General features: G+C 63.9%; 24 protein-coding genes. 12 read left to right on the top strand and 12 right to left on the bottom strand.

All coding sequences use genetic code 11. The features are described 5' to 3' along the window. Window positions 1-142: 142 nt before the first annotated feature. On the bottom strand, window positions 143-1483 hold the full coding sequence (locus BLR26_RS09860) for a HAMP domain-containing sensor histidine kinase (protein ID WP_249744405.1): 1341 nt from the start codon (window positions 1481-1483) through the stop codon (window positions 143-145). A 1-nt stretch (window position 1484) separates the two neighbouring features. Next, window positions 1485-2201: a response regulator transcription factor gene (locus BLR26_RS09855; protein ID WP_045195578.1), complete on the bottom strand. Its 717-nt coding sequence runs from the start codon at window positions 2199-2201 to the stop codon at window positions 1485-1487. A gap of 213 nt (window positions 2202-2414) precedes the next feature. On the opposite strand from BLR26_RS09855, the gene BLR26_RS09850 reads away from it, so the two are divergent. The 4 genes from BLR26_RS09850 to BLR26_RS09835 all read left to right on the top strand — a co-directional run bounded on the left by BLR26_RS09850 (window position 2415) and on the right by BLR26_RS09835 (window position 7104). After that, window positions 2415-5168, top strand: coding sequence for a response regulator (locus tag BLR26_RS09850; RefSeq protein ID WP_045195580.1), 2754 nt, complete (start codon window positions 2415-2417; stop codon window positions 5166-5168). Between the two features lie 76 nt (window positions 5169-5244). Further along, complete coding sequence (locus BLR26_RS09845) at window positions 5245-6234, top strand: 2-hydroxyacid dehydrogenase (protein ID WP_093380282.1); 990 nt, start codon at window positions 5245-5247, stop codon at window positions 6232-6234. Between the two features lie 31 nt (window positions 6235-6265). Continuing rightward, window positions 6266-6703, top strand: coding sequence for a hypothetical protein (locus BLR26_RS09840; RefSeq protein ID WP_045195583.1), 438 nt, complete (start codon window positions 6266-6268; stop codon window positions 6701-6703). Continuing rightward, window positions 6700-7104, top strand: a complete 405-nt coding sequence (locus BLR26_RS09835; protein ID WP_371128638.1) for an META domain-containing protein — start codon at window positions 6700-6702, stop codon at window positions 7102-7104. The genes BLR26_RS09840 and BLR26_RS09835 overlap by 4 nt, the downstream gene beginning before the upstream one ends. An 88-nt stretch (window positions 7105-7192) precedes the next feature. Here BLR26_RS09835 and BLR26_RS09830 read toward each other — a convergent pair whose 3' ends face one another. Next, window positions 7193-7657, bottom strand: a complete 465-nt coding sequence (locus tag BLR26_RS09830) for a TlpA family protein disulfide reductase (protein WP_093380276.1) — start codon at window positions 7655-7657, stop codon at window positions 7193-7195. Window positions 7658-7743: 86 nt separating this feature from the next. Here BLR26_RS09830 and arsC point away from each other — a divergent pair, with 86 nt between their 5' ends. The 3 genes from arsC to BLR26_RS09815 are packed head-to-tail and all read left to right on the top strand — an operon-like array spanning window position 7744 to window position 9108. Next, window positions 7744-8097 carry an arsenate reductase (glutaredoxin) gene (gene arsC, locus BLR26_RS09825; protein ID WP_093380273.1) on the top strand — a complete coding sequence of 118 codons (354 nt, stop codon included), beginning with the start codon at window positions 7744-7746 and terminating at the stop codon, window positions 8095-8097. Further along, window positions 8094-8699 (top strand): NAD(P)H:quinone oxidoreductase, encoded by a 606-nt coding sequence (gene wrbA, locus BLR26_RS09820; RefSeq protein ID WP_093380271.1) that lies wholly within the window; start codon window positions 8094-8096, stop codon window positions 8697-8699. The genes arsC and wrbA overlap by 4 nt, the downstream gene beginning before the upstream one ends. Further along, complete coding sequence (locus BLR26_RS09815; protein WP_093380269.1) at window positions 8692-9108, top strand: DUF2069 domain-containing protein; 417 nt, start codon at window positions 8692-8694, stop codon at window positions 9106-9108. Before wrbA ends, BLR26_RS09815 begins: the two co-directional genes overlap by 8 nt. A 97-nt stretch (window positions 9109-9205) precedes the next feature. Here the strand turns inward: BLR26_RS09815 and BLR26_RS09810 are convergent, their stop codons facing one another. Together BLR26_RS09810 and ttcA are read right to left on the bottom strand one after the other, a co-directional pair. Then, a complete protein-coding gene (locus BLR26_RS09810; protein WP_093380267.1) occupies window positions 9206-9877 on the bottom strand; it encodes a DNA-3-methyladenine glycosylase I in 672 nt (223 codons plus the stop codon). 5 nt (window positions 9878-9882) lie between these two features. Then, window positions 9883-10707, bottom strand: coding sequence for a tRNA 2-thiocytidine(32) synthetase TtcA (gene ttcA / locus BLR26_RS09805; protein WP_038993896.1), 825 nt, complete (start codon window positions 10705-10707; stop codon window positions 9883-9885). A 267-nt stretch (window positions 10708-10974) separates the two neighbouring features. Between ttcA and BLR26_RS09800 the strand changes: the two genes are divergently transcribed. Next, window positions 10975-11574, top strand: coding sequence for a Yip1 family protein (locus BLR26_RS09800; protein ID WP_093380265.1), 600 nt, complete (start codon window positions 10975-10977; stop codon window positions 11572-11574). 138 nt (window positions 11575-11712) lie between these two features. After that, window positions 11713-12207, top strand: coding sequence for a SprT family zinc-dependent metalloprotease (locus BLR26_RS09795; RefSeq protein ID WP_045195598.1), 495 nt, complete (start codon window positions 11713-11715; stop codon window positions 12205-12207). A gap of 124 nt (window positions 12208-12331) precedes the next feature. Here BLR26_RS09795 and BLR26_RS09790 read toward each other — a convergent pair whose 3' ends face one another. The 4 genes from BLR26_RS09790 to BLR26_RS09775 all read right to left on the bottom strand — a co-directional run bounded on the left by BLR26_RS09790 (window position 12332) and on the right by BLR26_RS09775 (window position 16672). Then, window positions 12332-13654, bottom strand: coding sequence for a dicarboxylate/amino acid:cation symporter (locus BLR26_RS09790; protein WP_045195599.1), 1323 nt, complete (start codon window positions 13652-13654; stop codon window positions 12332-12334). Window positions 13655-13925: 271 nt separating this feature from the next. Beyond that, entirely contained in the window at window positions 13926-15281 is a 1356-nt protein-coding gene (locus BLR26_RS09785) for an ATP-binding protein (RefSeq protein WP_093380262.1), read from the bottom strand. Beyond that, complete coding sequence (locus BLR26_RS09780) at window positions 15278-15955, bottom strand: response regulator (RefSeq protein ID WP_045195602.1); 678 nt, start codon at window positions 15953-15955, stop codon at window positions 15278-15280. The genes BLR26_RS09785 and BLR26_RS09780 overlap by 4 nt, the downstream gene beginning before the upstream one ends. Window positions 15956-16069: 114 nt before the next feature. Then, window positions 16070-16672 carry an outer membrane protein gene (locus BLR26_RS09775; protein WP_045195603.1) on the bottom strand — a complete coding sequence of 201 codons (603 nt, stop codon included), beginning with the start codon at window positions 16670-16672 and terminating at the stop codon, window positions 16070-16072. Between the two features lie 142 nt (window positions 16673-16814). On the opposite strand from BLR26_RS09775, the gene BLR26_RS09770 reads away from it, so the two are divergent. Then, window positions 16815-17612 carry a dienelactone hydrolase family protein gene (locus tag BLR26_RS09770; RefSeq protein WP_093380259.1) on the top strand — a complete coding sequence of 266 codons (798 nt, stop codon included), beginning with the start codon at window positions 16815-16817 and terminating at the stop codon, window positions 17610-17612. Window positions 17613-17729: 117 nt separating this feature from the next. Further along, window positions 17730-18431: a 4'-phosphopantetheinyl transferase family protein gene (locus BLR26_RS09765; protein ID WP_093380256.1), complete on the top strand. Its 702-nt coding sequence runs from the start codon at window positions 17730-17732 to the stop codon at window positions 18429-18431. Between the two features lie 3 nt (window positions 18432-18434). On the opposite strand, the gene fhuF is transcribed toward BLR26_RS09765, so the two are convergent. From fhuF to BLR26_RS09750, 3 genes are read right to left on the bottom strand one after another with little or no spacing between them, the layout of a single operon-like run. Next, on the bottom strand, window positions 18435-18971 hold the full coding sequence (fhuF, locus tag BLR26_RS09760) for a siderophore-iron reductase FhuF (protein ID WP_093380253.1): 537 nt from the start codon (window positions 18969-18971) through the stop codon (window positions 18435-18437). Next, window positions 18968-20584, bottom strand: a complete 1617-nt coding sequence (locus BLR26_RS09755) for an ATP-binding protein (RefSeq protein ID WP_093380250.1) — start codon at window positions 20582-20584, stop codon at window positions 18968-18970. The genes fhuF and BLR26_RS09755 overlap by 4 nt, the downstream gene beginning before the upstream one ends. Beyond that, window positions 20581-21303, bottom strand: a complete 723-nt coding sequence (locus BLR26_RS09750) for a response regulator (RefSeq protein WP_045195610.1) — start codon at window positions 21301-21303, stop codon at window positions 20581-20583. Before BLR26_RS09750 ends, BLR26_RS09755 begins: the two co-directional genes overlap by 4 nt. A gap of 768 nt (window positions 21304-22071) precedes the next feature. Between BLR26_RS09750 and BLR26_RS09745 the strand changes: the two genes are divergently transcribed. After that, a complete protein-coding gene (locus BLR26_RS09745; RefSeq protein ID WP_045195612.1) occupies window positions 22072-24960 on the top strand; it encodes a ribonucleoside-diphosphate reductase subunit alpha in 2889 nt (962 codons plus the stop codon). Window positions 24961-25123: the final 163 nt, after the last annotated feature.

Below are 25123 nucleotides of genomic sequence, written 5' to 3'. Positions count from 1 at the left end.
CTATCATACCGGCAAACGGGATTTGCCCATATCACGCAATGTGTTGGGGTTATAGCTGCGAGCTATAAGCTGGGATTGCGGAGCCTGTTGCAGCCCTATCGGGGGTCAAGTCGGGTCGCCGCACCGCCGCTCCCAAAGGAGATCACACTGCTGGCAGCTGCATGTTCAGGCGCAAGCCCTGCCCGGTGTTCTGCGCCCACAAGCGCCCGCCCTGGCGGACCACGGCATTGCGGGCAATGCTCAGGCCCAGCCCGAAGCCGCCATCGCCGGGGCGCGATCCGTCCAGGCGGGTAAAGGGTGCGAAAATGCGCTCCAGCTCGCTTTCGGCGACGCCACCACCCTGGTCTTCCAGCCAGATCAGCCAGGTATCGCCCTGGCGCCGCCCGTCCAGGCGGATCACCCCCGTGGCCGAGGAATGCCGAATGGCATTGCGCAGGATGTTCTCCAGGGCCTGGGCCAGGCTGTTGAGGTTGCCTTGCACCCAGCACGAGGCATCCAGCCCGCAGCGCAGTTGCGCGGCCGGCCAGGCGCTTTCGTAGCAGGCGTCTTCAGCGAGCATTTCCCACAGGGCCTGGACCTGAATCGGCTCTTTGCTCAAGGGCGCCCGCTCAGTGTCGAGCCAGGCCAGTTGCAAGGCATCTTCGACCAGATGCTGCATGCAGTCGATTTCGCGCCCCAGGCGTACGCGTAGCTGATTGGCATCCGCCTCGCTGTCGCAGGCCACGCGCAAGCGGCTCAAGGGCGTGCGCAGCTCGTGGGAAAGGTCGCGCAACAGCTGCTGTTGCAAGGCCACCGTGCCCTGCAGACGTTCGGCCATGTCATCGAAGGCACGGCCCAGTTCGCCCAACTCGTCCTGGCGGCTGGTGGTGCTGCTGGCGACCCGGGCCGATAGCTGGTCGGCACGCCAGGCATTGGCCTGCTCGCGCAACTGGATCAGCGGCACAACCAGCATGCGGTAGAGGCCGACGCATAGCAGCAAGGTAAACAGCCCGGGGATGATGCCGTTGGTCACCACCCGCCACAGCACCCGGTACTGCCCCGGCGCCAGGCGCTGCGGCAGCTCCATGACCAAGGTGCCCAAATGTGGCTGTTGCGGGAACGGCAGGCGCATCCACGGCATGCCGATCGCGCGCGGGCTTACTGGCCAGTCGATGCCGCGCAGAAAGGTCAGGCGCCGGCTTTCAGCCTCGTTGAGCGGCGTGCTGCTCAACGACTGCAGGTTCGGGCCGATCACCCCGACCCAGCCGCTTTCCTTTTCACCCACCGCCGCCAGCCAGGCGTCGATACCGGCCTGCCCGCCTTGCAGCCAGGCCTGCTCGGCTTCGCTGGCATAGCCTTGCAGGATGCTTTTGGCCTGTTCGGAAAGGAAGGCGTTCTGGGTGTCCATGTGCCGGCCCCAGGTCCAGCTCAGGCCGATCATCAGCAGGCAGAAGCCCACCAGCAGGATCGCCAGTTTCCAGAACACGGAATGACGATTGGGCACCTCAGTGCACCTCAACGCTACTGAGCACGTAGCCCTTGCCCCACACCGTGCGCACCTCGCGCTCCAGGTAGCCGATGGCCTTGAGCTTGCGGCGGATCTGGCTGACGTGCATGTCCAGGCTGCGATCGTGGCGAGCATAGCCGCGCTGCAACACCTGCTGATAAAGGAAGGCCTTGCTCAGCACCTCTTCATCGCTGCGCTGCAGGGTGTCGAGCAGGCGGTACTCGCTGAGGGTCAACCCCGCCCACTGCTGGCCATAACAGACATCGCTGGCCTCTTCGTCGAAGCGCAGTTCACCGGCCAGCATCGCAGCCGGTTGCTGGTGGCGCCGCTCCAGCGCTACCCGGCGCAGGATCGCTTCGATGCGAACCTGCAGCTCGACCATACTGAAGGGCTTGGGCAGGTAGTCATCGGCGCCACGCTTGAAACCGCTGATGCGGTCGGCCTCGGCGCCCAGCGCCGACATCAGGATCACCGGCGTCGAGCTGCTTTTGCGCAACTGCGCCAGTACATCCAGGCCGTTGAGGCCGGGCAGCAGGATATCCATCAGCACCACATCAAAGCGGCTGCTCTGCGCGACCTGCAGGCCCTCCTTGCCATTCTGGCACCAGGTGACCTTGAAGCCGCCGCGTTGCAGCTCTTCGCGCAGGTAGGCACCCAGGACCGGATCGTCCTCGATGGCAAGGATGTTGGAGGTACTAATAGATACAGGAGTCATTGGCCGATGCTAGCAATTCTCAATCACGCGATTATTCGGCATTCCCCCTGCACAGGCAACCGCAGCTCGACCAAAGCCCCGGTTATCCTTGGCAATCGACAAAAGCAGATACAAATGAGTGCATTACGCGAGTAGGCGCGGTACTTTTCCGACTTGGTCCGTCAGCAGGAGCTGGCGGAGGCTTACAGCGCTTACCGGGCACAGGAGAGTGGCGTGCTGAATAGATTGGGGATCAGAAGCCGCGTGCTGTTGCTCGCCTTGTTGCCAGCCGGCCTGATGGCGCTGGTGCTGGGCGGCTACTTCACCTGGTTGCAGCAGAGCGAGCTGCAGACCCAACTGCTGCAACGCGGCAAGATGATTGCCGAGCAACTGGCCCCGCTGGTGGCGCCGGCCCTGGCACGGCACGACCCGGCGCAGCTGGAGCGCATTGCCGCCCAGGCCCTGGAGCAGTCCGATGTGCGTGCCGTGGCTTTTCTCGGCCCCGACCGCAACGCCCTGGCCCACGCCGGCCCGAGCATGCTCAACCAGGCACCCACCGGTGGCGGCACGCAGTTGCTGCAGCGCACCGGCAATGACGCCACCCGTTACTTGCTGCCGGTGTTCGGCCGCCACCGCGACCTGGCCGGCGAGCTGATTCCCGGCGAAGCCGATCGCCTGCTCGGCTGGGTGGAAATCGAGCTGTCCCACGACGGCACCCTGCTGCGCGGCTACCGCAGCCTGTTTACCAGCCTGCTGCTGATTTTCCTCGGCCTGGCCGCCACCGCCCTGCTGGCCCTGCGCATGAGCCGCACGATCAACGGCCCGATCGGCCAGATCAAATACGCAGTCACCCAGTTGAAAGACGGCAACCTCGAAGAACGCTTGCCCGCAATGGGCAGTTACGAGCTTGATGAACTGGCTGCGGGGATCAACCGTATGGCCGAAACCCTGCACAACGCCCACGAAGAGCTGCAGCACAGCATCGACCAGGCCACCGAAGATGTGCGCCAGAACCTGGAAACCATCGAGATCCAGAACATCGAGCTGGACATGGCGCGTAAGGAGGCCCTGGAGGCCAGCCGGATCAAGTCCGAGTTCCTCGCCAACATGAGCCATGAAATCCGTACGCCGCTGAACGGCATTCTTGGTTTCACTCATTTACTGCAAAAAAGCGAACTGACCCCGCGCCAGCTCGACTACCTGGGCACCATCGAAAAGTCCGCCGGCAGCCTCTTGGGCATCATCAACGAGATCCTCGATTTCTCCAAGATCGAGGCCGGCAAGCTGGTGCTCGACAGCATTCCGTTCAACCTGCGCGACCTGATCCAGGACACCCTGACCATCCTCGCCCCGGCGGCCCACGCCAAACAGCTGGAGCTGGTCAGCCTGGTGTACCGCGATACACCGCTGTCGCTGGTTGGCGACCCGCTGCGGCTCAAGCAGATCCTTACCAACCTGGTCAGCAACGCCATCAAGTTTACCCGCGAGGGCACCATCGTCGCCCGGGCCATGCTCGAGGACGAGCGCGAAGACAGCGTGCAGTTGCGCATCAGCGTTCAGGACACCGGCATCGGCTTGTCCAGCCAGGATGTGCGGGCACTGTTCCAGGCCTTCAGCCAGGCCGACAACTCGCTGTCGCGCCAACCCGGTGGCACAGGCCTGGGCCTGGTGATTTCCAAGCGCCTGATCGAACAGATGGGCGGTGAGATCGGCGTCGACAGTACGCCCGGCGAAGGCTCGCAGTTCTGGATCAGCCTGAGCCTGCCCAAGGCCCGCGACGACGCCGAAGACCTGCCAACGCAACCGCTGGTGGGCCGCCGCGTAGCAATTGTCGACAGCCACGAACTGGCGCGCCAGGCCCTGGAGCATCAACTGGAAGACTGTGGCCTGAGCGTCAGCCTGTACACCACGGTCGAACAACTGCTGCACGCGGTCGAAGCCGCCAGCCTGGCCGGGCAACCTTTCGAGCTGGCGGTGCTTGGGGTCAACCTCGACAGCCTCTCGCCGGAGCGCCTCGGTCAGTACATCCAGCAACTGGAAAACCTCGCCTGCCAGGCCCTGGTGCTGTGCCCGACCACCGAACAGGCGCTGTACCACCCTTACCTGCCCAATGCTCACGGCCAGTTGCAGGCCAAGCCTGCCTGCACGCGCAAATTGCGCCGGGCCCTGGTCGAGATGGTCCAGCCGCGGCGCCCGGGCAGCGAGAGCAAGCCGGTGTCCGACCAGCCGTTGCCGAAGGTGCTGTGCGTCGACGACAACCCGGCCAACCTGCTGCTGGTGCAAACCCTGCTCGAAGACCTGGGTGCCGAAGTGCTGGCGGTCGACAGCGGCTATGCGGCGGTTCAGGCGGTGCAGGACGAGCGCTTCGACCTGGTGCTGATGGACGTGCAGATGCCCGGCATGGACGGGCGCGAATGCACCGAGCAGATCCGCCAGTGGGAAACCAGCCAGAGCGGCCCGGCGCTGCCAATCGTGGCGCTGACCGCCCACGCCATGGCCAACGAAAAACGCGCCCTGCTGCACAGCGGCATGGACGACTACCTGACCAAACCGATCAGCGAGCGCCAACTGGCCCAGGTGGTGCTCAAATGGACCGGCATGGCCCTCGGTGCGCCGCGCCCGGAACGCCCGCTGGAGCGCACGCCGGACAGCAGCGAACTGAAGGTGCTCGACCCCGAGGAGGGCCTGCGCCTGGCTGCCGGCAAGCCGGACCTGGCCGCCGACATGCTGGCGATGCTGCTGGCGTCGCTGGAGTCCGACCGCGAAGCGATTCGTGTCGCCCGCGAGGCAGCCGACCGCAATGGCATGATCGAGCGCGTGCACCGGCTCAATGGCGCCTCGCGCTACTGCGGGGTGCCGCAACTGCGCGCCGCCTGCCAACGCAGTGAAACCTTGCTCAAGCAGGATGACCCACAGGCGCCGCAAGCGCTGGACGAACTGGACCGGGCCATCACCCGGCTGACTGCCCAGGCGCGCATGAGCGCCTGAACCCTGGCTGACCTGGGGCAAGGCCCAACCCTTGCCCCTTGGTTAAACTTTCCGGCAAAGCCTTCAGGAACATCCCATGCGCGTATTGTTTTTCAGCAGCCAGACCTACGACCAGGACAGCTTCACCAGCGCTGCACCGGCGCCGGAGATTGAGCTGCACTTTCAACCGGCGCGCCTTACCGAAGACACCGCGCCGCTGGCGGCCGGCCACGAAGTGGTCTGCGCCTTCATCAATGACGACCTTGGCGCTGCGGTACTGGAGCGCCTGGCGGCCGCTGGCACGCGCCTGATCGCCCTGCGCTCGGCCGGCTACAACCACGTCGACCTGGCCGCCGCCAAACGCCTGGGCCTGGCCGTGGTACGGGTGCCGGCCTACTCGCCACATGCCGTGGCCGAGCATGCGGTGGCGCTGATCCTGGCCCTCAACCGGCGCCTGCACCGGGCCTACAACCGCACCCGCGAAGGCGACTTCACCTTGCACGGCCTGACCGGCTTCGACCTGCACGGCAAGACCGTCGGCGTGGTCGGTACCGGGCAGATCGGCGCGGCCTTTGCGCGGATCATGGCCGGTTTCGGTTGCCAGTTGCTGGCCTACGACCCCTACCCCAACCCCGACCTGCTGGCGCTCGGGGCACGCTACCTGAGCCTGCCGCAGCTGCTGCGCCAGGCCCAGGTCATCAGCCTGCACTGCCCGCTGACCGACGACACCCGCCACTTGATCAACGCCAAGAGCCTGGCCGACCTGCAACCCGGGGCCATGCTGATCAATACCGGCCGCGGCGCCCTGGTCGACACGCCGGCGCTGATCGAGGCGCTGAAAAGCGGCCAGCTCGGCTACCTGGGCCTGGATGTCTATGAAGAGGAAGCCCAGCTGTTCTTCGAAGACCGCTCCGACCTGCCCTTGCAGGACGACGTGCTGGCGCGGCTGCTGACCTTCCCCAATGTGATCGTCACCGCCCACCAGGCCTTCCTCACCCGTGAAGCGCTGGCGGCCATCGCCGCCACCACCCTGGACAACATAAGCCGCTGGGCGGCAGGCAATCCGCAGAACTTGGTCGAGGGTTGATGCTAGGATACGCGGCAGATTTGGAGGACCCATGGTCGAACACGATTTCCGCTACACCCTGTTTAACCCGCAACACACCCTGATCGAGTGCCGCGCCCTGGTGCCAGGTCGCTATCAAGTGACCGGCAACGGCGGCTCGATCCAGAAGAACGACGTTCTGCTGGTGACCCTCAAGGGCAGCAAGGACTTGTCCATGCGCCTGACCGTGGAGTCGGTGCGCCACTTGATCAACCCGACCGGCCAATGGGTCGCGGTAGCCAGCGGCCCGGTGTTCGGCGAACTGGCGATCCACACCTGGGAGGTCAACTGCGACAGCTGCCAGGCCGCCCTGAGCTTCGAATTCGCGGTCGACGCCAAACTGGGTAAAAAAGCCCAGCAACCGGCCGCCAGCGCACGCATCGCCGAGCTTGGCTGGATCAGCCGCGGCGACAAACACCTGTGCCCGAAATGCAAGGAGACGGCCCAGTGAAAACGCTGTTGCTCTCAGCCCTGATCGGCACTGCCCTGCTGGGTTGCGCCGCCGAGCCGATGAAGCTGGAACAGGAACGCAGCTACCTGCTGGAATGGATTGGCGAGCGTCCGCTGATGGACTACAGCCACCTGACCCTGACCCTCGCCGCCGACGGCCGCGCCTATGGCAACGGCGGCTGCAACCACTGGTTCGCGCCGTACCAGCTGGACGGCGACAAGCTGAGCTTCGGCAAGGTCGGCAGTACCCGCAAGCTGTGTGCACCGGCGCTGATGGAGCAGGAAAGACGCTTCCTGCAGGCGCTGGAAACCGTGCAGCGCTGGGATATCTCGCCGATCGAGCAAGTGCGCTTCTGGCCCGCCGAGGGCAAGCCGCTGCGTTTCTGGCCTGAGGAGGGGTGACTTAAGCGGCAAGCCACAAGCTTCAAGCCGCAAGTAAGAGCAGACTGTACGCGCTCTGGCTCTATCTTGCAGCTTGCAGCTTGAGCCGTCAGGCGCCTTTCAGCGCCTTGATCTTCTGGTTCAGGCCCTCCAGCGTCTGCTCGCCCAGCAACTGCTCACGCACCTTGCCCTTGTCATCGATGATGTAGGTCACCGGCAAGGCTTCGCTGCGCGGCAATTGGTAACGCTCGGCCGGGTCACTGGCCAGTACGGTGAAGCCGATACCCAGGGCTTCGCTGGCCTTTTTCAGGTCTTCACCCTGCAGGCCGTCGAAGTTCACCCCCACTACCTGCACGCCCTGCCCCTGCCATTGTTTGGCCGCGGCGTTGAGTTCGGGAATTTCGATACGGCACGGGCCGCACCATTCCGCCCAGTAGTTGAGCACCAGCCAGTGCCCTTCAATCTGCTCGGCTTTCACTGCCTGGCCGTGCTGGTCCAGGCCGTAATCTGCACCGCAACCGCCGAGCAACAGGCTCGCGGTGATGGCCAGTGCTGCTGCCAAACGCCTTGTCATGGGTCAATCCTTCTCGAAGATTCAAGCAAAATGCGAAGTCGCTGCGGTTAGAATAGCCGCCACACCCTGCTGGATGCGACCCGAACATGACTGACCTGACCCTCTATCACAATCCGCGCTGCTCCAAATCCCGTGGCGCCCTGGAGCTGCTCGAAGCCCGCGGCCTGGCCCCGACCGTGGTGCGCTACCTGGAAACCCCGCCGACGGCCGGCGAGCTCAAGGCCCTGCTCGGCAAGCTTGGCATCAGTGCCCGCCAGCTGCTGCGCAGCGGTGAAGACGAATACAAGACGCTCAACCTGGCCGATGCCAGCCTCAGCGAGGCGCAGTTGATCGAGGCCATGGTCCAGCACCCGAAGCTGATCGAGCGGCCGATCCTGATTGCCGGCGATAAAGCCGCGATCGGCCGGCCACCAGAGAAGGTGCTGGAGATCCTTCCGTGAGCGCGCCATATATCCTGATCCTGTTCTACAGCCGCCACGGCTCGACCAGCGAGATGGCCCGGCAGATTGCCCGCGGCGTCGAGATGGCCGGCCTTGAGGCACGTATCCGCACGGTACCGGCGATTTCCACCGAGTGCGAAGCCGTCGCCCCGGACATCCCCGACACCGGCGCCCTGTATGCCAGCCTCGACGACCTGCGCCACTGCTCGGGCCTGGCCCTGGGCAGCCCGACGCGCTTTGGCAACATGGCCGCACCGCTCAAGTACTTCATCGACGGCACCAGCAGCCTGTGGCTGAGCGGCGGCCTGGTCGGCAAGCCAGCGGCGGCGTTCACCTCCACCGCCAGCCTGCACGGCGGCCAGGAATCGACCCTGCTGTCGATGCTATTGCCGCTGATGCACCACGGCATGCTGATCATGGGCCTGCCCTACAGCGAGTCGGCATTGCTGGAAACCCGGGGCGGCGGTACGCCTTATGGCGCCAGCCACCATGCTGGCGCCGACGGCAAGCGCGACCTGGATGCCGACGAAATCGCCCTGTGCCGCGCCCTGGGCCAGCGTCTGGCGTCTACCGCCAAACTACTGGAGAACGGCCGTGGCTAAAAAGCCCAAGGTATTGCCGTCGCTCGAATGGCTGGCGCCGCGCCTGCGCCTGACCCGGGCGCTGAGCCTGGCGAGCTTTTTCGGCCTGGTCGCCCTGCTGACCCTGAACAACCTGCTGTTCGCCGACCTTCATGGTGCGCGGGTCGGGGTGATCCTGGCGATCGAGCTGGTGCCGCTGGCCCTGCTGCTGCCAGGCATGCTGCTGGGCAACGCCCGCGCCCATGCCTGGACCTGCTTTGTGGTCAATCTGTACTTCATCAAGGGCGTGCTCGCCGCCTTCGACCCGGCGCGGGCGCTGTTCGGCTGGCTGGAAGTGGCGATCAGCCTGGCGCTGTTCGTCAGTGCCTTGCTGTATGTGCGCTGGCGCTTTCAGTATGAGCGGCGGTTGGCCGGAGAAGGTTCGCACTAGGCGGTGAGTTCATCGCGGGGCAAGTCGGGTCGCCGCACCGCCGCTCCCACAGGGTTTTGCGGGAGTTGGCTTGCCAGCGATGGCGGCACCAGCGATTTCAGTGATTGACGGTGTGCGCCAGCATCACCGACAGCTGGCACAGCGGCCGCCCGCTCTGCGCATGCCACTGGTTGAAGGCTTCCTGCACCAGGGCCAGGTCGCGCTGGCTGGTCGGCGGCTTGTCGATGATGTCCTGGGCGATCAGCGCCGCGGCCATGTCATTGGTGGGGATGAAGGTGTCCTTGCCGCACATGCGCAAGAAACGCGGCGCCGACAGCCCGCCCAGCTGGTTGCCATGCTTGGCCAGGTACTTCCACAGGCCGACGATGTCGGTCACCGGCCAGTCGGCAATGAACGCGCCAAAGCTGCCGTGCTGCTTCTCGATGTCGAGGATCATCTGCGCATTGCGCGGCACGCTCTTGAGCTTGCCCAGGTGGCGGATGATGCGCGTGTCCTGCATCAGCCGCTCCAGGTGCTCGGCACCCATCAGCACGACCTTTTGCGGGTCGAAGCCGAAAAACACCTGCTCGAAGGCCGGCCACTTGGCGTCCACCAGGCTGTGCTTCAAGCCGGCGCGAAACACCCGCAGGGCCAGGGTCGACAGGTAGCGGTCGGCGCCGATCTCACGCAACTGCGCGGGGCTTTTCGCCTGGGGCAGGTGCGCTTCGAGGGCGGCGGCCGAGCCGAAGCGGTTCAGGCAATACTCATGCAGCCATTGGTAATCGCGCATGGCCGTCAGATGTTCAGCACGTCGACAAAGCGCGGGGTGGCGGTTTCGTCGATCTTCAGGCTGGTGAAGTCGAACAGGTTACGGTCAGCCAGCTGCGACGGCACCACGTTCTGCAGGCCACGGAAGATGTTCTCGGTACGCCCCGGGGTCTTGCGCTCCCACTCCACCAGCATGTCCTTGACCACCTGGCGCTGCAGGTTTTCCTGGGAGCCGCAGAGGTTGCACGGGATGATCGGGAATTCCTTCATGTCCGAGTAGGCCTGGATGTCCTTCTCGCTGCAGTAGGCCAGCGGGCGGATTACCACGTTGCGCCCGTCGTCGGCACGCAGCTTGGGCGGCATGGCCTTGAGGGTGCCGTTGAAGAACATGTTGAGGAAGAAGGTCTCGACGATGTCGTCGCGGTGATGCCCCAGGGCCATCTTGGTCGCGCCGATTTCGTCGGCGAAGGTGTACAGGGTGCCACGGCGCAGGCGCGAGCACAGCGAGCAGGTGGTCTTGCCCTCCGGGATCAGTTCCTTGACCACCGAGTAGGTGTCTTTCTCGACGATGTGGTACTCGACACCGAGCGCCTCGAGGTAGGCCGGCAGCACGTGCTCGGGAAAGCCCGGCTGCTTCTGGTCCATGTTCACCGCGACGATGTCGAACTTGATCGGCGCCACTTTCTGCAGGTGCAGCAGAACATCGAGCATGGTGTAGCTGTCTTTGCCGCCGGACAGGCAGACCATGACCTTGTCACCGTCTTCGATCATGTTGAAGTCGGTGATGGCTTCGCCGGCGAGACGACGCAGGCGTTTTTGCAGTTTGTTCTGGTTGACCGAAAGGGTGCCCATAGCGCTTGGAATCCGCGAGGTGTGACAAAAGCCGAGCATTTTACCCTTAAACCGCCAGTGGGCGTAGGCCAATCCGATAAAGACTGCATCGTGATTAAGCACGGCCCTGACAGCGCGATTTGCTCTAAAAAGCCGGCTTTATGCGGCGAACGCCTTCCTATACTGCGACATAAGGCCACACAAAGGTGACCTCCAACCTCTGGCCCAGACTTGGGGCCGCAAGCGCTCCGCTGGGGGGCGATGGCAACAACGAAAGGAGTGACCGGCATGATCCATCACGTTGTTGGGCTATTTACCCATCCCGATCAGGAATGGAAAGAAATACGCGGTGAAGAAGAAAGCATAAGCCACATGTACCTGACCCACACGCTGATCCTCGCCGCGATCCCGGCGGTTTCGGCGTTTATCGGCACCACCCAGGTCGGCTGGGTCATCGGTGATCGCGCGCCGGTCATGCTGACCCAGGAAAGCGCGCTGTGGATGACCATCATGTCCTACCTGGCCATGCTCGGCGGCGTGGCGGTGATGGGCGCGTTCATCCACTGGATGGCCCGCACCTACGATGCCAACCCAAGCCTGGCGCGCTGCATCGCCTTTGCCACCTACACCGCGACGCCCCTGTTCGTCGGCGGCCTGGCGGCGCTGTACCCGCACCTGTGGCTGGGCATGATCGTCGGCACCGCAGCGGTGTGCTACACGGTGTACCTGCTGTATGTCGGCCTGCCGACCTTCATGAACATTCCTTCCGATGAGGGCTTTCTGTTCTCGAGTTCGGTACTGGCGGTAGGGCTGGTGGTGCTGGTCGCCATCATGGCCTTCACCGTGATTGTCTGGGGACTGGGCGTGGGGCCCGTCTACACCAACTGACCTGCATTATTAGAAACAGCAACATAGGTGCACTCACCATCAGGCCGCCGCAAGGCGGCCTGATACTGTGCGCTGACAGGTGGCTCGGCAGCGCCGCCGCGGTTGCGGCATAATTGTCGGCCAGGAGTGTTCCCCGATATGCCCGAACTGCTCAAATCCCGCGTCGAAACCTGTTACCAGCAAGCCGAAACCTTTTTCAAACGGCCCTTCCCGCGCCCCGAAGTCAGCTTCAAGCTGCGCGGCCAGAAGGCCGGCGTCGCGCACCTGCACGAGAACCTGCTGCGCTTCAACCTGCAGCTGTACCGCGAAAACAGCGAAGACTTCCTCAAGCAGACCGTACCCCACGAGGTCGCCCACCTGGTGGCCCACCAACTGTTTGGCGAGCGTATCCAGCCCCATGGCGAGGAATGGCAGCTGATCATGCGCGGCGTGTACGAGCTGCCGCCACACCGCTGCCACAACTACGCGGTCAAGCGCCGCACGGTCACCCGCTACATCTACCGCTGCCCGTGCGCCGGCAGCGACTTCCCGTTCTCGGCGCAACGCCACAGCCTGGTGCGCCAGGGGCGGCGCTACCTGTGCCGGCGCTGTCGCCATACCCTGGTGTATAGCGGCGAGACCCGGGTGGAGTAAAAGCATCGCGGGGCAAGCCCGCTCCCACCCCATCTGCAGGAGCGGGCTTGCCCCACGATGAAGCCCCCCCAGACACAAAAAAGCCCATCCAAAGATGGGCTTTTTGCATTACAGCGCCTGCCGGTTAGCGAGCAGGGCCTTCAGCCACACCGAGGTCATCCATCGGGCGGGTGTCGGTCAGCGGCGAGCCGCCGGACGCCAGCTCGGCGTGCAGCTTGTCTTCGTCCAGTTCCTTGACCCACTTGGCCACGACCACGGTGGCCACAGCGTTGCCGATCAGGTTGGTCAGGGCGCGGGCTTCGGACATGAAGCGGTCGATGCCAAGGATCAGCGCCAGGCCGGCAACCGGCAGGTGGCCAACGGCCGACAGGGTTGCGGCGAGGACGATGAAGCCACTACCGGTAACGCCGGCAGCACCTTTGGAAGCCACCAGCAGCACCAGCAGCAGGGTGATCTGGTGGGTGATGTCCATGGTGGTGTCGGTGGCCTGGGCGATAAACACCGCGGCCATGGTCAGGTAGATCGAGGTGCCGTCGAGGTTGAACGAGTAGCCGGTCGGGATCACCAGGCCAACCACGGATTTCTTCGCGCCCAGACGCTCCATCTTGGTCAGCATGCGTGGCAGCGCCGACTCCGAGGAGGAGGTACCGAGGACGATCATCAGCTCTTCACGGATGTAGCGGATCAGCTTGAGGATGCTGAAACCGTGGGCGCGGGCGATACCGCCGAGCACCACCAGGATGAACAGCACGCAGGTGACGTAGAAGCAGATCATCAGCTGGCCCAGTTGCACCAGCGAACCGACGCCGTACTGGCCGATGGTGAAGGCCATGGCACCGAATGCACCGACCGGCGCCAGCTTCATGATCATGTTGATGATGTTGAACATGACATGGGCGAAGCGGTCGATCAGGTCCAGCAACGGCTTGCCATAGGCACCCAGGCGATGCAGGGCGAAGCCGAAGATCACCGAGAACATCAGCACTTGCAGGATGTCGCCGTTGGCGAAGGCGCCGACCACGGTGTTGGGGATGATGTTGAGCAGGAAGCCGACGGTGGTCTGCTGCGCGCCGGCGGCGGCGTAAGCGGCCACGCTGCTGGCGTTGAGGGTGCTGACATCGATGTGCATGCCGGCGCCCGGCTTGACCACGTTGACCACCACCAGGCCGATGATCAGGGCGATGGTCGAGACGATTTCGAAGTAGAGCAGCGCGTAGCCACCGGTCTTGCCGACCGACTTCATGTTCTGCATGCCGGCGATGCCGCTGACCACGGTACAGAAGATGATCGGAGCAATGACCATTTTGATCAGTTTGACGAACCCGTCACCCAGTGGCTTCAGGGCCACGCCGGTTTCAGGGTAGTAATGGCCCAGCAGGATACCGATGGTGATCGCTACTAACACCTGGATATACAGCGATTTGTACAGTGGCTGACGCGTCGTCATGGCTAATTCCTCAAGGGTACCGGCTCATCCTTCCCAGGATGCGGGGTACCTAAAGCGCGAACCCTCCTGCACTGGAGGGATTTGTTGTGTCGAGCTGCCTGGCAGAACTCTGATGAGTCCATAGCAAGCCCGATGCCAAAATGCGCTTTAACGGTGCAAGCCCCGGTTTTACGGGGCTGCGATGCACAAAGAGGTTGCAGGTCGAGGGGCTGGGGTTGGCGGATTTCCGCACGCCATGCAAAGGTTTGTGACAATGATGGCGGTAATCCGCCTAGGTATTTCGCTCCAGCTCAAAACGGATGCGAAAGGCCGCACCGCCCAGCGGCGAGTCATCGAGGGTCAGGGTGGCGTCGTAGCTTTCGATGATGTCCTTGACCACCGCCAGGCCAATGCCCTGCCCCGGGTTCTGCCGGTCGAGGCGCTCGCCACGCTGGAGGATGCGTTCGCGCTGGTCGGGCGGCACGCCCGGGCCGTCGTCCTCGATGCACAGCACCACCTGTGCCTCATTGGCCTGCAGGCTGATGCGAACCTGGCCCAGGCACAGGCGGTAGGCGTTCTCCAGCAGGTTGCCGAGCAGCTCGAGCAAGGCGCCCTGCTCCATAGGCACCATGGCGTTGGCCGGCACGTCCACGCTGATGTGCACATGTTTGTCGCGGTAGACCTTGGCCAGGGTGCTGCACAGGCTGTCGAGCAATGGTCGCAACTGCACCTGGTGGCGCACCAGGCCGCTCTTGCGCAGGCTGGCGCGCTGCAACTGGTAGTCGATCTGCTGGCTCATGCGCTCGATCTGGCTTTGCAGCACCCGCGCCTGCTCACGGTCTTCGCGGCGCTGGGCCATGCTCTCACTGACGCCCTGGAGCACGGTCAACGGGGTTTTCAGGCTGTGGGCCAGGTCCCCGAGCGAATCCCGATAGCGCCGGCGCTGCTCGCGTTCGCTGCGCAGCAGGCGGTTGAGCGAATCGGTCAGGCGCAGCAACTCCCGCGGGTGCTCACCGCTCAGGCCTTCGCGGGCACCGGATTCGACATCATCAAGCTCGCGGCTCATCTGCCGCAGCGAACGCAGGCCCCAGGTCAGGCCGGCCCAGAGCAGCACCAGCAACGCCAGCAACGCCGCGCCAAAGCCCAGGTAGAGTTTTTCGCGCAGGCCGTCGAGGGTGTGCTGGTATTCACGCACCGGTTGCAGGGCGACGATGCTGAAGGCGGCGGTCTTGCCGCCAAGCAGCTTGACCTCGACGTCGTAGACGAAGAACTCCTCGCCGTTGTCCTGGCGAATCCGCGCAAACTCGTTGCCGCGCCCGTCGTAGCGCGGGGTGTAGTTGATGTTCTCATCCGCCGTGGCCCGTGAGCGCCACACCAGGTTGCCCTGGCGGTCGTAGATGTAGCCGAGCAGGCGGCTGTCGGGCAGGTTGAATTTCTCGTCGGGTAACAGCACCGGCATCTGCAGGTTGCCTTTCTCGATGCGCGCGGCGGAAATCAAGGTAGTGACGTCCGAGGCCAGGCGCTGCTCGATCGATTCCTGCAAGGCCAGGCTGAAGGCCTTCTGCAAGGCCGGCAGCAAGCCGAGCATGAACAGCAGCGCCAGCACCGCAGCCGCCAGCATCAAGCGCAGACGTAACGAACGGATCATCGGCAACGCTCGGTGAACAGATAACCCAGGCCGCGCACGGTATCGATCGGCTTGAAGCCGTTGCTGCCCTCAAGCTTGCGCCGCAGGCGGCCGACCAGCACCTCTATGACATTCGGGTCGCGCTCGTCATCGTCCGGGTACAGCTGCTCCATCAGGCGGTCCTTGGCCACCACCTGCTGGTGATGACGCATCAGGTACTCGAGGATGCGGTATTCATAGGCAGTCAGCGCCAGGGGTTGTTCGTCGAGGGTGGCCTGCTTGCGATTGAGGTCGAGCACCAGGGGACCGGCGGCAATGGTCGACTGGGTAAAGCCGCTGGAGCGGCGCAGCAAGGCGTTGAGACGGGCTTCGAGTTCTTCGAACTGAAAGGGTTTGACCACATAGTCGTCGGCGCCGGCGGCCAGGCCTTCGACCTTGTCCTGCCAGTTGCCACGGGCGGTGAGGATCAGGATCGGGAAACTCTTGCCCTGGGAACGCAATTGGCGGATCAGGTCGAGCCCGCTCATGCCCGGCAGGCCCAGGTCGATCACCGCCAGGTCATGGTTGAACTGCTCGGCCTGGTACAGGGCCTCCTCGGCATCGGCCACCGCTTCGACCACATGCCCGCTTTCCGTCAAGCGGCTGTACAAGTGATGACGCAAGAGTGCCTCATCCTCGACCACCAGCAGTTTCATACGCTCCTCCAGACCCGTGCCGGCCTTCATTGGCCAGTCAATTTTGTAGACGAATGCAGAATAACAGCGAACCGGCCGTGCGCATGCAGGCCGGTTCGGACATCGCCAGGCGACTTAGAACGCGTAGTTGGCCGACAGGTAGGTCTGGGCGCTGCTGTTCAGGCGCAGGCTGCCGACTTTCGGACCGTCATGCTCGGACAGCTCGGTGCTGGCGTTGCTGCGCAGGTAACGGTAGCCCAGTTCAACCGAAGCATTGTCGCTGACTTGCTGCAGTACGCCGGCCTGCAGGCCGATGGCGTAACCGGTGTCGGTGTCGCGGCTGTAGCCGGAGGATTCCATGCTCATCTTGGTCAGGCCGGCGCTGGCGCCACCGAACAGCTTGGTGGTGTTGCCCAGCGGGTAGAACATGTCGTAGCTGCCCAGGAGGTTTTCCTGGCGTACTTTCAGGCCGCTGTGGTCGTTGGAGACGTTGTCATAAGTCAGGTAGTAGCGGCCCTGGTCGTTCATCTGGCCGACGCGGATGCCGTAGGTGCTGTCCTTGCTGATGATACCGTCGGTGTTCAGGTGATCAGTGTTGCGGGTCAACAGGCCGGACTTTTTCATCTTGTCGCTGGTCTGACCATAAGTGACGCCGGCGAAGGTGGTGTCAGCGGCCTGGGCGGCGGCGCTGGCGCCAAGGAAAGCAACGGTGAGCAGCAGGGTGTTGAGCTTTTTCATCGTGTGGTACTCCAGGTGATGCACTGTGTTGGTGTGGAAGCTAGAGTAAGCAAGCCCTCCTGAACCGCCGCTGAACCCTGGCTGAACCTCGGCTGAACAGCTGCACTGAGAGCAAAACCGACTGCAATCAAGGAGTACGACCATGCGTTGTCTGCTCGCTCTGGCCCTGATCGGTGCCGCCAGCCTGGCCCAGGCGGCGGTGCAAACCCGTGAGATTCCCTACCAGGATGCCGATGGCAAGCGCCTGGTCGGCTATTACGCCTACGACGACGCCGCCGAGGGCAAACGCCCGGGCGTGGTGGTGGTGCATGAATGGTGGGGGCTCAACGACTATGCCAAGCGCCGCGCCCGCGACCTTGCCGGGCTTGGCTACAGCGCCCTGGCCATCGACATGTATGGCGACGGCAAGCACACCGAGCACCCGGCCGATGCCCAGGCGTTCATGGCTGCCGCGCTGAAAGACCCGAGCGCGGCAGCCGAGCGCTTCGATGCCGGGGTTGAACTGCTCAAGCTTCAGCCACAGACCGATAAAGAGCAGATCGCCGCCATCGGTTACTGTTTCGGCGGCAAGGTGGTGCTCGACGCCGCGCGCCGTGGTGAAGCGCTGGCCGGGGTGGCCAGCTTCCATGGTGCGCTGGTCACCAACACGCCGGCGACAGCGGGCAGCGTCAAGGCCAAAGTGCTGGTAGAGCATGGCGCCAGCGACAGCATGGTGACCGCGGAGCAGGTGGAGAAATTCAAGGAAGAAATGGACGCAGCCGGGGCGACCTATGAGTTCGTCAGCATTCCCGGGGCCAAGCACGGCTTTACCAACCCCGATGCCGACCGCCTCAGCCATGGCGAGCATGGCGGGCCGGATATTGGCTACAACAAGGCGGCGGATGAAAGCTCGTGGGCGGACTTGCAGGCGTTCTTCAAGAAGATCTTCACTAAAGGTTGACCCCCGGCAGGAGCGGGCTTGCCCCGCGCTAGCGGTGTGACAGACACGCCGCTAGCGCGAGGCAAGCCCGCGCCTATACCGTGACACGTTGGCAGCAGCCACGGCACAATACCGGCCATGAACCGACTGCCCACCTGCTGCGCCCCGCTCCTGCACCACTGGCCCCTGCCGCGTCCGGTCCCCGGCGCGATCCTGGTCAGTTGCCCGTTCGACCCCGCCCTGCTTGCCAGCGACGACTTCGCTCGCGCCGGTATCGAGCAAACCGCCAGCCTGCAACGCTCGGTGGCCAAGCGCCAGGCCGAGTACCTGGCCGGCCGGGTGTGTGCCCGCGCCGCCTTGATGCAGCTCGATGGCCGCGACTATGTCCCCGGCACCGATGAAGACCGCGCGCCGATCTGGCCGGCCGGCATCTGCGGCTCGATCACCCACGGCAAAGGCTGGGCCGCCGCCGTGGTGGCGCGCAGCAGCGATTGCCAGGGCCTGGGCCTGGACCAGGAATGCCTGCTCAGCGACGAGCGCGCCGAACGCCTGGCCCGGGAGATTCTTACCGACGCCGAACTGCAGCGTATGGACCCCGGCCAGGTGGGCCTGACCGTGACCCTGACCTTCTCGCTGAAAGAAAGCCTGTTCAAGGCGCTCTACCCGATCGTCAAGCAGCGCTTCTATTTCGAGCATGCCGAAGTGCTGGAGTGGTCCGCAGACGGCCATGCGCGCCTGCGCCTGCTGACCGACCTGTCGGCGCACTGGCACCACGGCCGGGAGCTTGAGGGGCAGTTCTGCCTGCAGGATGACCAGCTGTTGAGCCTGATCAGCGTCTGAGTTTCAGGGCAGCAACGGGCAATGCTCGCAATGCCCGACCCAGTTGACCTTGTAACTCAGGCAGCAGGTGCGGCGCCGACGCCGTCCTCGAGCATCCTGGCTGACGGCGGCATACAAAGGGCTGCCGGGCGTTGACAGCAGCACCTGCAAGCCTGAGCTGTCGCCACTGCCTTGCAGCAGTTGATCCAGGCAATCACCGGCATTGCCCCACAACACCGCCGTTGCCAGCGCGCCCCGCTCGGCCAGGCGCGCAACCAGCGGTTGCAGATGCTCAGCCAGCAAGTCCTGGCAGGGGGCGCCGTCGGCGATCAGCGCAAGCGGCAAGCCGCGCTCATCCAGCAGCAGCGATGTCTGGCTGAAAGCCGCCAGGCTTGCACCCTCGCGCAACGTCCGCCAGAGCAGCGCGAAATAGTACTTGGACCACTGCGAGACCAGCACCGGCCGCTGCGCTGGCATCAGTTCGGGGCCATACAATGCCAGCAGCAAGGCATCGAAGCGGGTTTCGTCGAGCAACGCCCGCAGGGTGATCGGCGAACTCATGCGCCGTCCTGGTTGCGCGGCCAGTTGAGGCTGAAGCAGGCGCCGCCCAGGCGCTCGCTGCGCCCCACAGACGCCCGCCCGCCATGCCAGTAAATGATCCGCCGCACGATAGACAAGCCCAGGCCATGCCCGCCAGAGGCACGCGTGCGGCTGTCGTCGAGGCGGGTAAAGGGGGTGAAGATGCGCTCCCAGACGCTTTCCGGCACGCCGGGGCCATCGTCCTCGACATCGATCCGGCACCGTTGCAGGCCCAGCTGATAGCTGAGGCTGACCTGTGATTCGGCGTGGCGCATGGCATTGCTGACCAGGTTCTGCAGCGCCCGGTGCAGGTAGCGCGGCTCGGCCTCGACCCACGGCCCCTGCCCGTCCGGGCCCTTTTCGCCGCCCTGGCAGGGACCGCGCAGCACCCGCACCTCGCGGCGCAGCGGCGCCAGCTCGGCGATCACCTGGTCGAGCAAGGCATCCAGGTCGACGCGCTGGAAATGCAGGGCCGGCGCGCCCTGCTCCAGGCGCGCGTAGGTGAGCATCTCATCGACCAGCTTGTCGAGGTCCTGGATATCGCCGTCCATGCCGGTCAGGTACTTGTCCCGGGCCTGGTCACTACTGGCGCTGGCGATCATCTCCAGGCCAAAGCGCAAGCGCGCAACCGGCGTGCGCAGCTCGTGAGACACCGCCCGCACCAGCTCGCGCTGGATGGTCAGCGAGCGCTGCAGGTGTTCGGCCATGCCATTGAACGCTGCGGCCAGGCGCCCGACCGAGTCGGCGTCGTCGGCCGCCACGCGGGTTTCCAGGCTGCCCTGGGCGATCAGCGTTGCCGCGGCCTCAAGCCCCGACAGGCGCCGCTCCAGCTGGCGCACCAACAGGTAGACGATCAGGCCGATCAGGCACAGGCCCAGCACCGCAATCAGTACCAGCAACTGCGGCGGATAGGGGTTCATCTGGTACAGCGGGCCGATTTCCAGTACCCAGGGCGTGCCGACCAGGCCGGCGAACACGCGGATCGAGTCACCGTCCTTGCCCAGGGCCATCACCGTGTCGCCTTCATCGATGCGCCGGCGCTGGTCTTCGTCCATGTCGGTCTGATTGACCCGCTGCAGGCGCAGGTCGAAGCCAAAACCCTTGCTCTGCTTGAGGGCGGCCAGGCGCTGGGGCTGCTCGGCCACCGGGTAGCGCACCAGTTCATCGGCGAGCAGATAAATAGTGGCGCGGGCCAGTTGCTCGCTGATCTGCTGCACTTCACCGACCAGCAGCAAATCCTGATCACCGACCTGGCGCAGCACCTTGGCCGCGTGCGGGCCGGTCTTCTCGACCAGTACCTGCCCACGCTGCAAGCCGCTGCGCTGGCTACCGTCCAGCGCAGTACTGCTCAGCGCCTGCAACTCCAGGGGAATCCCCAGCAGGCGCTCCCAGATCAACAGCGCGCGCTTGCGCTCGACAGCATCCAGCGGCGCCAGGTTGTCAGCCATCAGGGTAAAGGTGCCGTGGGCCAGGCGTTCGCGGTACTGGCCGGCGCGCACCTCGTTGAGCAGGTGCAGGCTGAGCACGCCAAGCACCGCCACCAGCACCAGGGCGGCGAGCATGCCGCCATAGATGCGCAAAAAGATCGAGTTCATGGCACCTGGCCCATGGCTTGGGCCGCTTCACGAACGAACAGGTAGCCTTTGCTGCGGATGGTCTTGATCATCCGTGGGTGCTCCGGGTCGTCGCCTATTTTCGGGCGGATGCGCGAAATACGCACATCAATGGAGCGGTCCTGGCCGTCATAGCCGACGCCGCGCAGGGAGGTGAAGATCTCCTCGCGCGACAAGGTGCGCCCGGCGTTGCTTACCAGCAGCCATAAAAGGTCGAACTCGGCGCTGGTCAGTTCGATGCCGCTGTCGTACAGCCAGGCCTCGCGCAAGGTGTTATCGACCCGCAACGGGCCGAACTGCAAAGCTTGCGGTACTTGCGGCTCGGCCGCAGCCTCGCTGCGCCGCAGCAGGGCGTTGATACGCGCCAGCAGCAAGCGCGGGCGCACCGGTTTGCACACGTAGTCGTCGGCGCCCAGGTCCAGGCCCTGGACCTGGTCGAGGTCGTCGCTGCGCGCGGTGAGCATCAGGATCGGCCCGGGGTACTGCTTGCGCACCTTGCGGCAGATACTCAGGCCGTCCTCGCCAGGCAGCATCAGGTCGAGGATCACCAGGTCGGGCTGCTCGGCGATGATTCGCGCCGCCGCCCGGGCGCCATCGCCCTCCACGTCCACGACAAAGCCATTGGCCTGCAGGTATTCACGGGTCAGGTCAGCCAGCCGCTGGTCATCCTCGACGATCAATACCCGACTGCTCTGCTCCACGGCTCACCTCAACAGCTTGTTGTTATAAAGAGTGCCCAGATCACCAAAAGGCAACATTGGCCCCGGATACTACGTCGGGTACCGGCGCCTGCCAACCGCCGTTACCCGCAGTAAAAAACCAGTGGGCAAGGCGCTCGGACAAGCCGATTTTTTGTGATAGGGTTCGCGCCCGCAAAATCCGCCTGCGACCCTTTGCCCCGCGAAAAAATCGGTGACGGGCGGTCATTGCGCGCTAAGACGCGGCCTACAAGGGGTTGAGTGAAATCACTCACAAAATACGCACAAGTTATCCACAGACCGCGACCTTGCATTACCCCCAAGACCGCATTATCTTGTATCCCAAGCGAAACAAAACACTACATCTTGGGGTTTCCTGAAATTCCCAAGCACAAGTCAAGCAGAGAACTCAAGCCCTCAACGGCTAGATTTTTTGCTGGAACTTTAGAAGAGATCAGCAGCCAAACCGCTCCTGCGCAGGCTTCCGTTGCAAACCCTTGGAGGGTGTTGTTTCGGGTACGGGTGTTGCAAGCCATCGGCACACCCGACAGCAACAGTTTTGAGTCGTAGATTCAAGACCTTTGACTTCGGCCAGGGAGCGGCAAGCATTTGCCCTAATTCCTGAACTGTCCCGAAGTGAGTATGCCCGACCTGTGCGGCATGCCGGAACGCTCGTTCCTGCGCGCCCTCAAGGTCGGTTGTTGGGCTTTCGGACGGAACGGTTGGCGCTCACAAAGCGCCTAAACATACTTAGAGAACGTGGAGACACCCATGCAAACCGACACAACTCGCGAGAACCCGCAGGCTTTGGCGCCGCAGGCCGCTGATTCGAACCAGGATCTGGCTGCCACCGCTCCGGGCCAACTGCGCGTGATCAAGCGTAACGGCACTGTCGTCGCCTACACCGATGACAAGATCACCGTGGCCATCACCAAAGCGTTCCTCGCAGTTGAAGGCGGCACCGCCGCCGCCTCGTCGCGCATCCACGACACCGTTGCCCGCCTGACCGAACAAGTCACCGCGACCTTCAAGCGTCGCATGCCTTCGGGCGGCACCATCCACATCGAAGAAATCCAGGACCAGGTCGAACTGGCCCTGATGCGTGCCGGCGAACAGAAAGTCGCCCGTGACTACGTGATCTACCGCGACCAGCGTGCCAAGGAGCGTGCCACCCGTGGCCACGCCGAAGACGCCGGCGTGCAGCCGCACCCAAGCATCCGCATCACCCGCGCCGACGGCAGCCTGGCGCCACTGGACATGAACCGCCTGAACACCATCATCAGCGAAGCCTGCGAAGGCCTGGCCGAAGTCGATGGCGACCTGATCCAGCGCGAAACCCTGAAGAACCTCTACGACGGCGTGGCCCTCACCGACGTCAACACCGCCCTGGTGATGACCGCCCGTACCCTGGTCGAGCGCGAGCCGAACTACTCGTTCGTGACCGCCCGCCTGCTGATGGACACCCTGCGCGCCGAAGGCCTGGGCTTCCTCGAAGTCGCCGAGAGCGCCACCCACCACGAAATGGCCGAGCTGTACGCCAAGGCCCTGCCTGCCTACATCGCCAAGGGTGTCGAGTTCGAACTGCTCAACCCTGCCCTGGCCGACTTCGACCTGGAAAAACTGGGCAAGGCGATCAACCACGAGCGCGACCAGCAATTCACCTACCTGGGCCTGCAGACCCTGTACGACCGCTACTTCATCCACAAGGATGGCGTACGCTTCGAGCTGCCTCAGGTGTTCTTCATGCGCGTGGCCATGGGCCTGGCACTGGAAGAGAAAGACAAAGAAGCCCGTGCCATCGAGTTCTACAACCTGTTGTCGTCCTTCGACTACATGGCCTCGACCCCGACCCTGTTCAACGCCGGTACCCTGCGTCCACAGCTGTCGAGCTGCTACCTGACCACCGTGCCGGACGACCTGTCGGGCATCTACCACGCGATCCACGACAACGCCATGCTGTCGAAATTCGCCGGTGGCCTGGGCAACGACTGGACCCCTGTGCGTGCACTGGGCTCCTACATCAAGGGCACCAACGGTAAATCCCAGGGCGTCGTGCCGTTCCTGAAAGTGGTCAACGACACCGCCGTCGCCGTTAACCAGGGTGGCAAGCGCAAGGGCGCTGTCTGTGCCTACCTGGAAACCTGGCACCTGGACATCGAAGAATTCATCGAGCTGCGCAAGAACACCGGTGATGACCGTCGTCGTACCCACGACATGAACACCGCCAACTGGATCCCTGACCTGTTCATGAAGCGCGTCTTCGATGACGGCAAGTGGACCCTGTTCTCGCCATCGGAAGTGCCAGACCTGCACGACCTGACCGGCAAGGCCTTCGAAGAGCGCTACGAGTACTACGAAGCCCTGACCGAGTACAACAAGATCAAGGTGTTCAAGACCATCCAGGCCAAAGACCTGTGGCGCAAGATGCTCTCGATGCTGTTCGAGACCGGCCACCCATGGCTGACCTTCAAGGACCCGTGCAACCTGCGTTCGCCGCAGCAGCACGTGGGCGTGGTGCACAGCTCGAACCTGTGCACCGAGATCACCCTGAACACCAACAAGGACGAGATCGCGGTCTGCAACCTGGGCTCGATCAACCTGCCGAACCACATTGTCGATGGCAAGCTGGACACCACCAAGCTGCAGCGCACCGTCAACACCGCCGTGCGCATGCTCGACAACGTGATCGACATCAACTACTACTCGGTGCCGCAAGCGCGTAACTCGAACTTCAAGCACCGTCCGGTCGGCCTGGGCATCATGGGCTTCCAGGACGCGCTGTACCTGCAGCACATCCCTTACGGCTCCGACGCTGCCGTCGAGTTCGCCGACAAGTCGATGGAAGCGGTCAGCTACTTTGCCATCCAGGCGTCCTGCGACCTGGCCGACGAGCGTGGCGCCTACGAGACCTTCCAGGGCTCGCTGTGGTCCAAAGGCATCCTGCCGCTGGATTCGCAACAGATCCTGATCGAAGCCCGTGGCCAGAAGTACATCGACGTCGACCTGAACGAAACCCTGGACTGGGCGCCGGTGCGTGCCCGCGTACAAAAAGGTATTCGTAACTCGAACATCATGGCCATCGCGCCGACCGCGACCATCGCTAACATCACCGGCGTATCGCAGTCCATCGAGCCGACCTACCAGAACCTGTACGTGAAATCGAACCTCTCGGGCGAATTCACCGTGATCAACCCGTACCTGGTTCGCGACCTCAAGGCCCGCGGCCTGTGGGACTCGGTCATGATCAACGACCTGAAGTACTACGACGGTTCGGTGCAGCAGATCGAGCGCATTCCGCAAGAGCTCAAAGACCTCTACGCGACCGCCTTCGAAGTGGAAACCAAGTGGATCGTCGATGCCGCCTCCCGTCGCCAGAAGTGGATCGACCAGGCCCAGTCGCTGAACCTGTACATCGCCGGCGCTTCGGGCAAGAAGCTCGACGTGACCTACCGCATGGCCTGGTACCGTGGCCTGAAAACCACCTACTACCTCCGTGCCCTGGCCGCGACCAGCACCGAGAAGTCGACCATCAACACCGGCAAGCTCAACGCCGTCTCCAGCGGTGGCGACAGCGCCCCGGTACAGGCAGCGCCAGCCGGCCCTGCTCCGGTACCAAAGGCCTGCGCGATCGACGAGCCGGATTGCGAAGCCTGCCAATAAGCGCCTGAAGGCCCGCTCCCTGTAGGAGCGGGCTTGACCCGCGAAAGGGCCGGCCCTGCCGCCCCCTTTCCAAAGCGCCGAACAACAAGGTCGGGGCCACCCCGACCTCCCCCGAGGGCCTCAGCCCGGGGAAGCATTCCAAGTTTTTGCGTGCACCGCAGTA

The organism is Pseudomonas sp. UC 17F4 (assembly GCF_900101695.1).
Lineage (GTDB): Bacteria > Pseudomonadota > Gammaproteobacteria > Pseudomonadales > Pseudomonadaceae > Aquipseudomonas.
The sequence above is the reverse complement of the archived record's forward strand: the minus strand, read 5'-3'. Positions and strand labels throughout refer to the sequence as shown.

Excerpts from the sequence above, each read along its gene's own strand:
- BLR26_RS09810 (WP_093380267.1), bottom strand. The coding sequence starts at position 9,877 with ATGCGCGATTACCAATGGCTGCATGAGTATTGCCTGAACCGCTTCGGC.
- BLR26_RS09755 (WP_093380250.1), bottom strand. The coding sequence starts at position 20,584 with ATGAACTCGATCTTTTTGCGCATCTATGGCGGCATGCTCGCCGCCCTG.
- BLR26_RS09840 (WP_045195583.1), top strand. The coding sequence starts at position 6,266 with ATGGTCGAACACGATTTCCGCTACACCCTGTTTAACCCGCAACACACC.
- BLR26_RS09780 (WP_045195602.1), bottom strand. The coding sequence starts at position 15,955 with ATGAAACTGCTGGTGGTCGAGGATGAGGCACTCTTGCGTCATCACTTG.
- BLR26_RS09790 (WP_045195599.1), bottom strand. The coding sequence starts at position 13,654 with ATGACGACGCGTCAGCCACTGTACAAATCGCTGTATATCCAGGTGTTA.
- BLR26_RS09845 (WP_093380282.1), top strand. The coding sequence starts at position 5,245 with ATGCGCGTATTGTTTTTCAGCAGCCAGACCTACGACCAGGACAGCTTC.
- fhuF (WP_093380253.1), bottom strand. The coding sequence starts at position 18,971 with ATGAGTTCGCCGATCACCCTGCGGGCGTTGCTCGACGAAACCCGCTTC.
- BLR26_RS09745 (WP_045195612.1), top strand. The coding sequence starts at position 22,072 with ATGCAAACCGACACAACTCGCGAGAACCCGCAGGCTTTGGCGCCGCAG.
- BLR26_RS09775 (WP_045195603.1), bottom strand. The coding sequence starts at position 16,672 with ATGAAAAAGCTCAACACCCTGCTGCTCACCGTTGCTTTCCTTGGCGCC.
- BLR26_RS09765 (WP_093380256.1), top strand. The coding sequence starts at position 17,730 with ATGAACCGACTGCCCACCTGCTGCGCCCCGCTCCTGCACCACTGGCCC.
- BLR26_RS09795 (WP_045195598.1), top strand. The coding sequence starts at position 11,713 with ATGCCCGAACTGCTCAAATCCCGCGTCGAAACCTGTTACCAGCAAGCC.
- BLR26_RS09785 (WP_093380262.1), bottom strand. The coding sequence starts at position 15,281 with ATGATCCGTTCGTTACGTCTGCGCTTGATGCTGGCGGCTGCGGTGCTG.
- BLR26_RS09830 (WP_093380276.1), bottom strand. The coding sequence starts at position 7,657 with ATGACAAGGCGTTTGGCAGCAGCACTGGCCATCACCGCGAGCCTGTTG.
- BLR26_RS09855 (WP_045195578.1), bottom strand. The coding sequence starts at position 2,201 with ATGACTCCTGTATCTATTAGTACCTCCAACATCCTTGCCATCGAGGAC.
- BLR26_RS09800 (WP_093380265.1), top strand. The coding sequence starts at position 10,975 with ATGATCCATCACGTTGTTGGGCTATTTACCCATCCCGATCAGGAATGG.
- BLR26_RS09770 (WP_093380259.1), top strand. The coding sequence starts at position 16,815 with ATGCGTTGTCTGCTCGCTCTGGCCCTGATCGGTGCCGCCAGCCTGGCC.
- ttcA (WP_038993896.1), bottom strand. The coding sequence starts at position 10,707 with ATGGGCACCCTTTCGGTCAACCAGAACAAACTGCAAAAACGCCTGCGT.
- arsC (WP_093380273.1), top strand. The coding sequence starts at position 7,744 with ATGACTGACCTGACCCTCTATCACAATCCGCGCTGCTCCAAATCCCGT.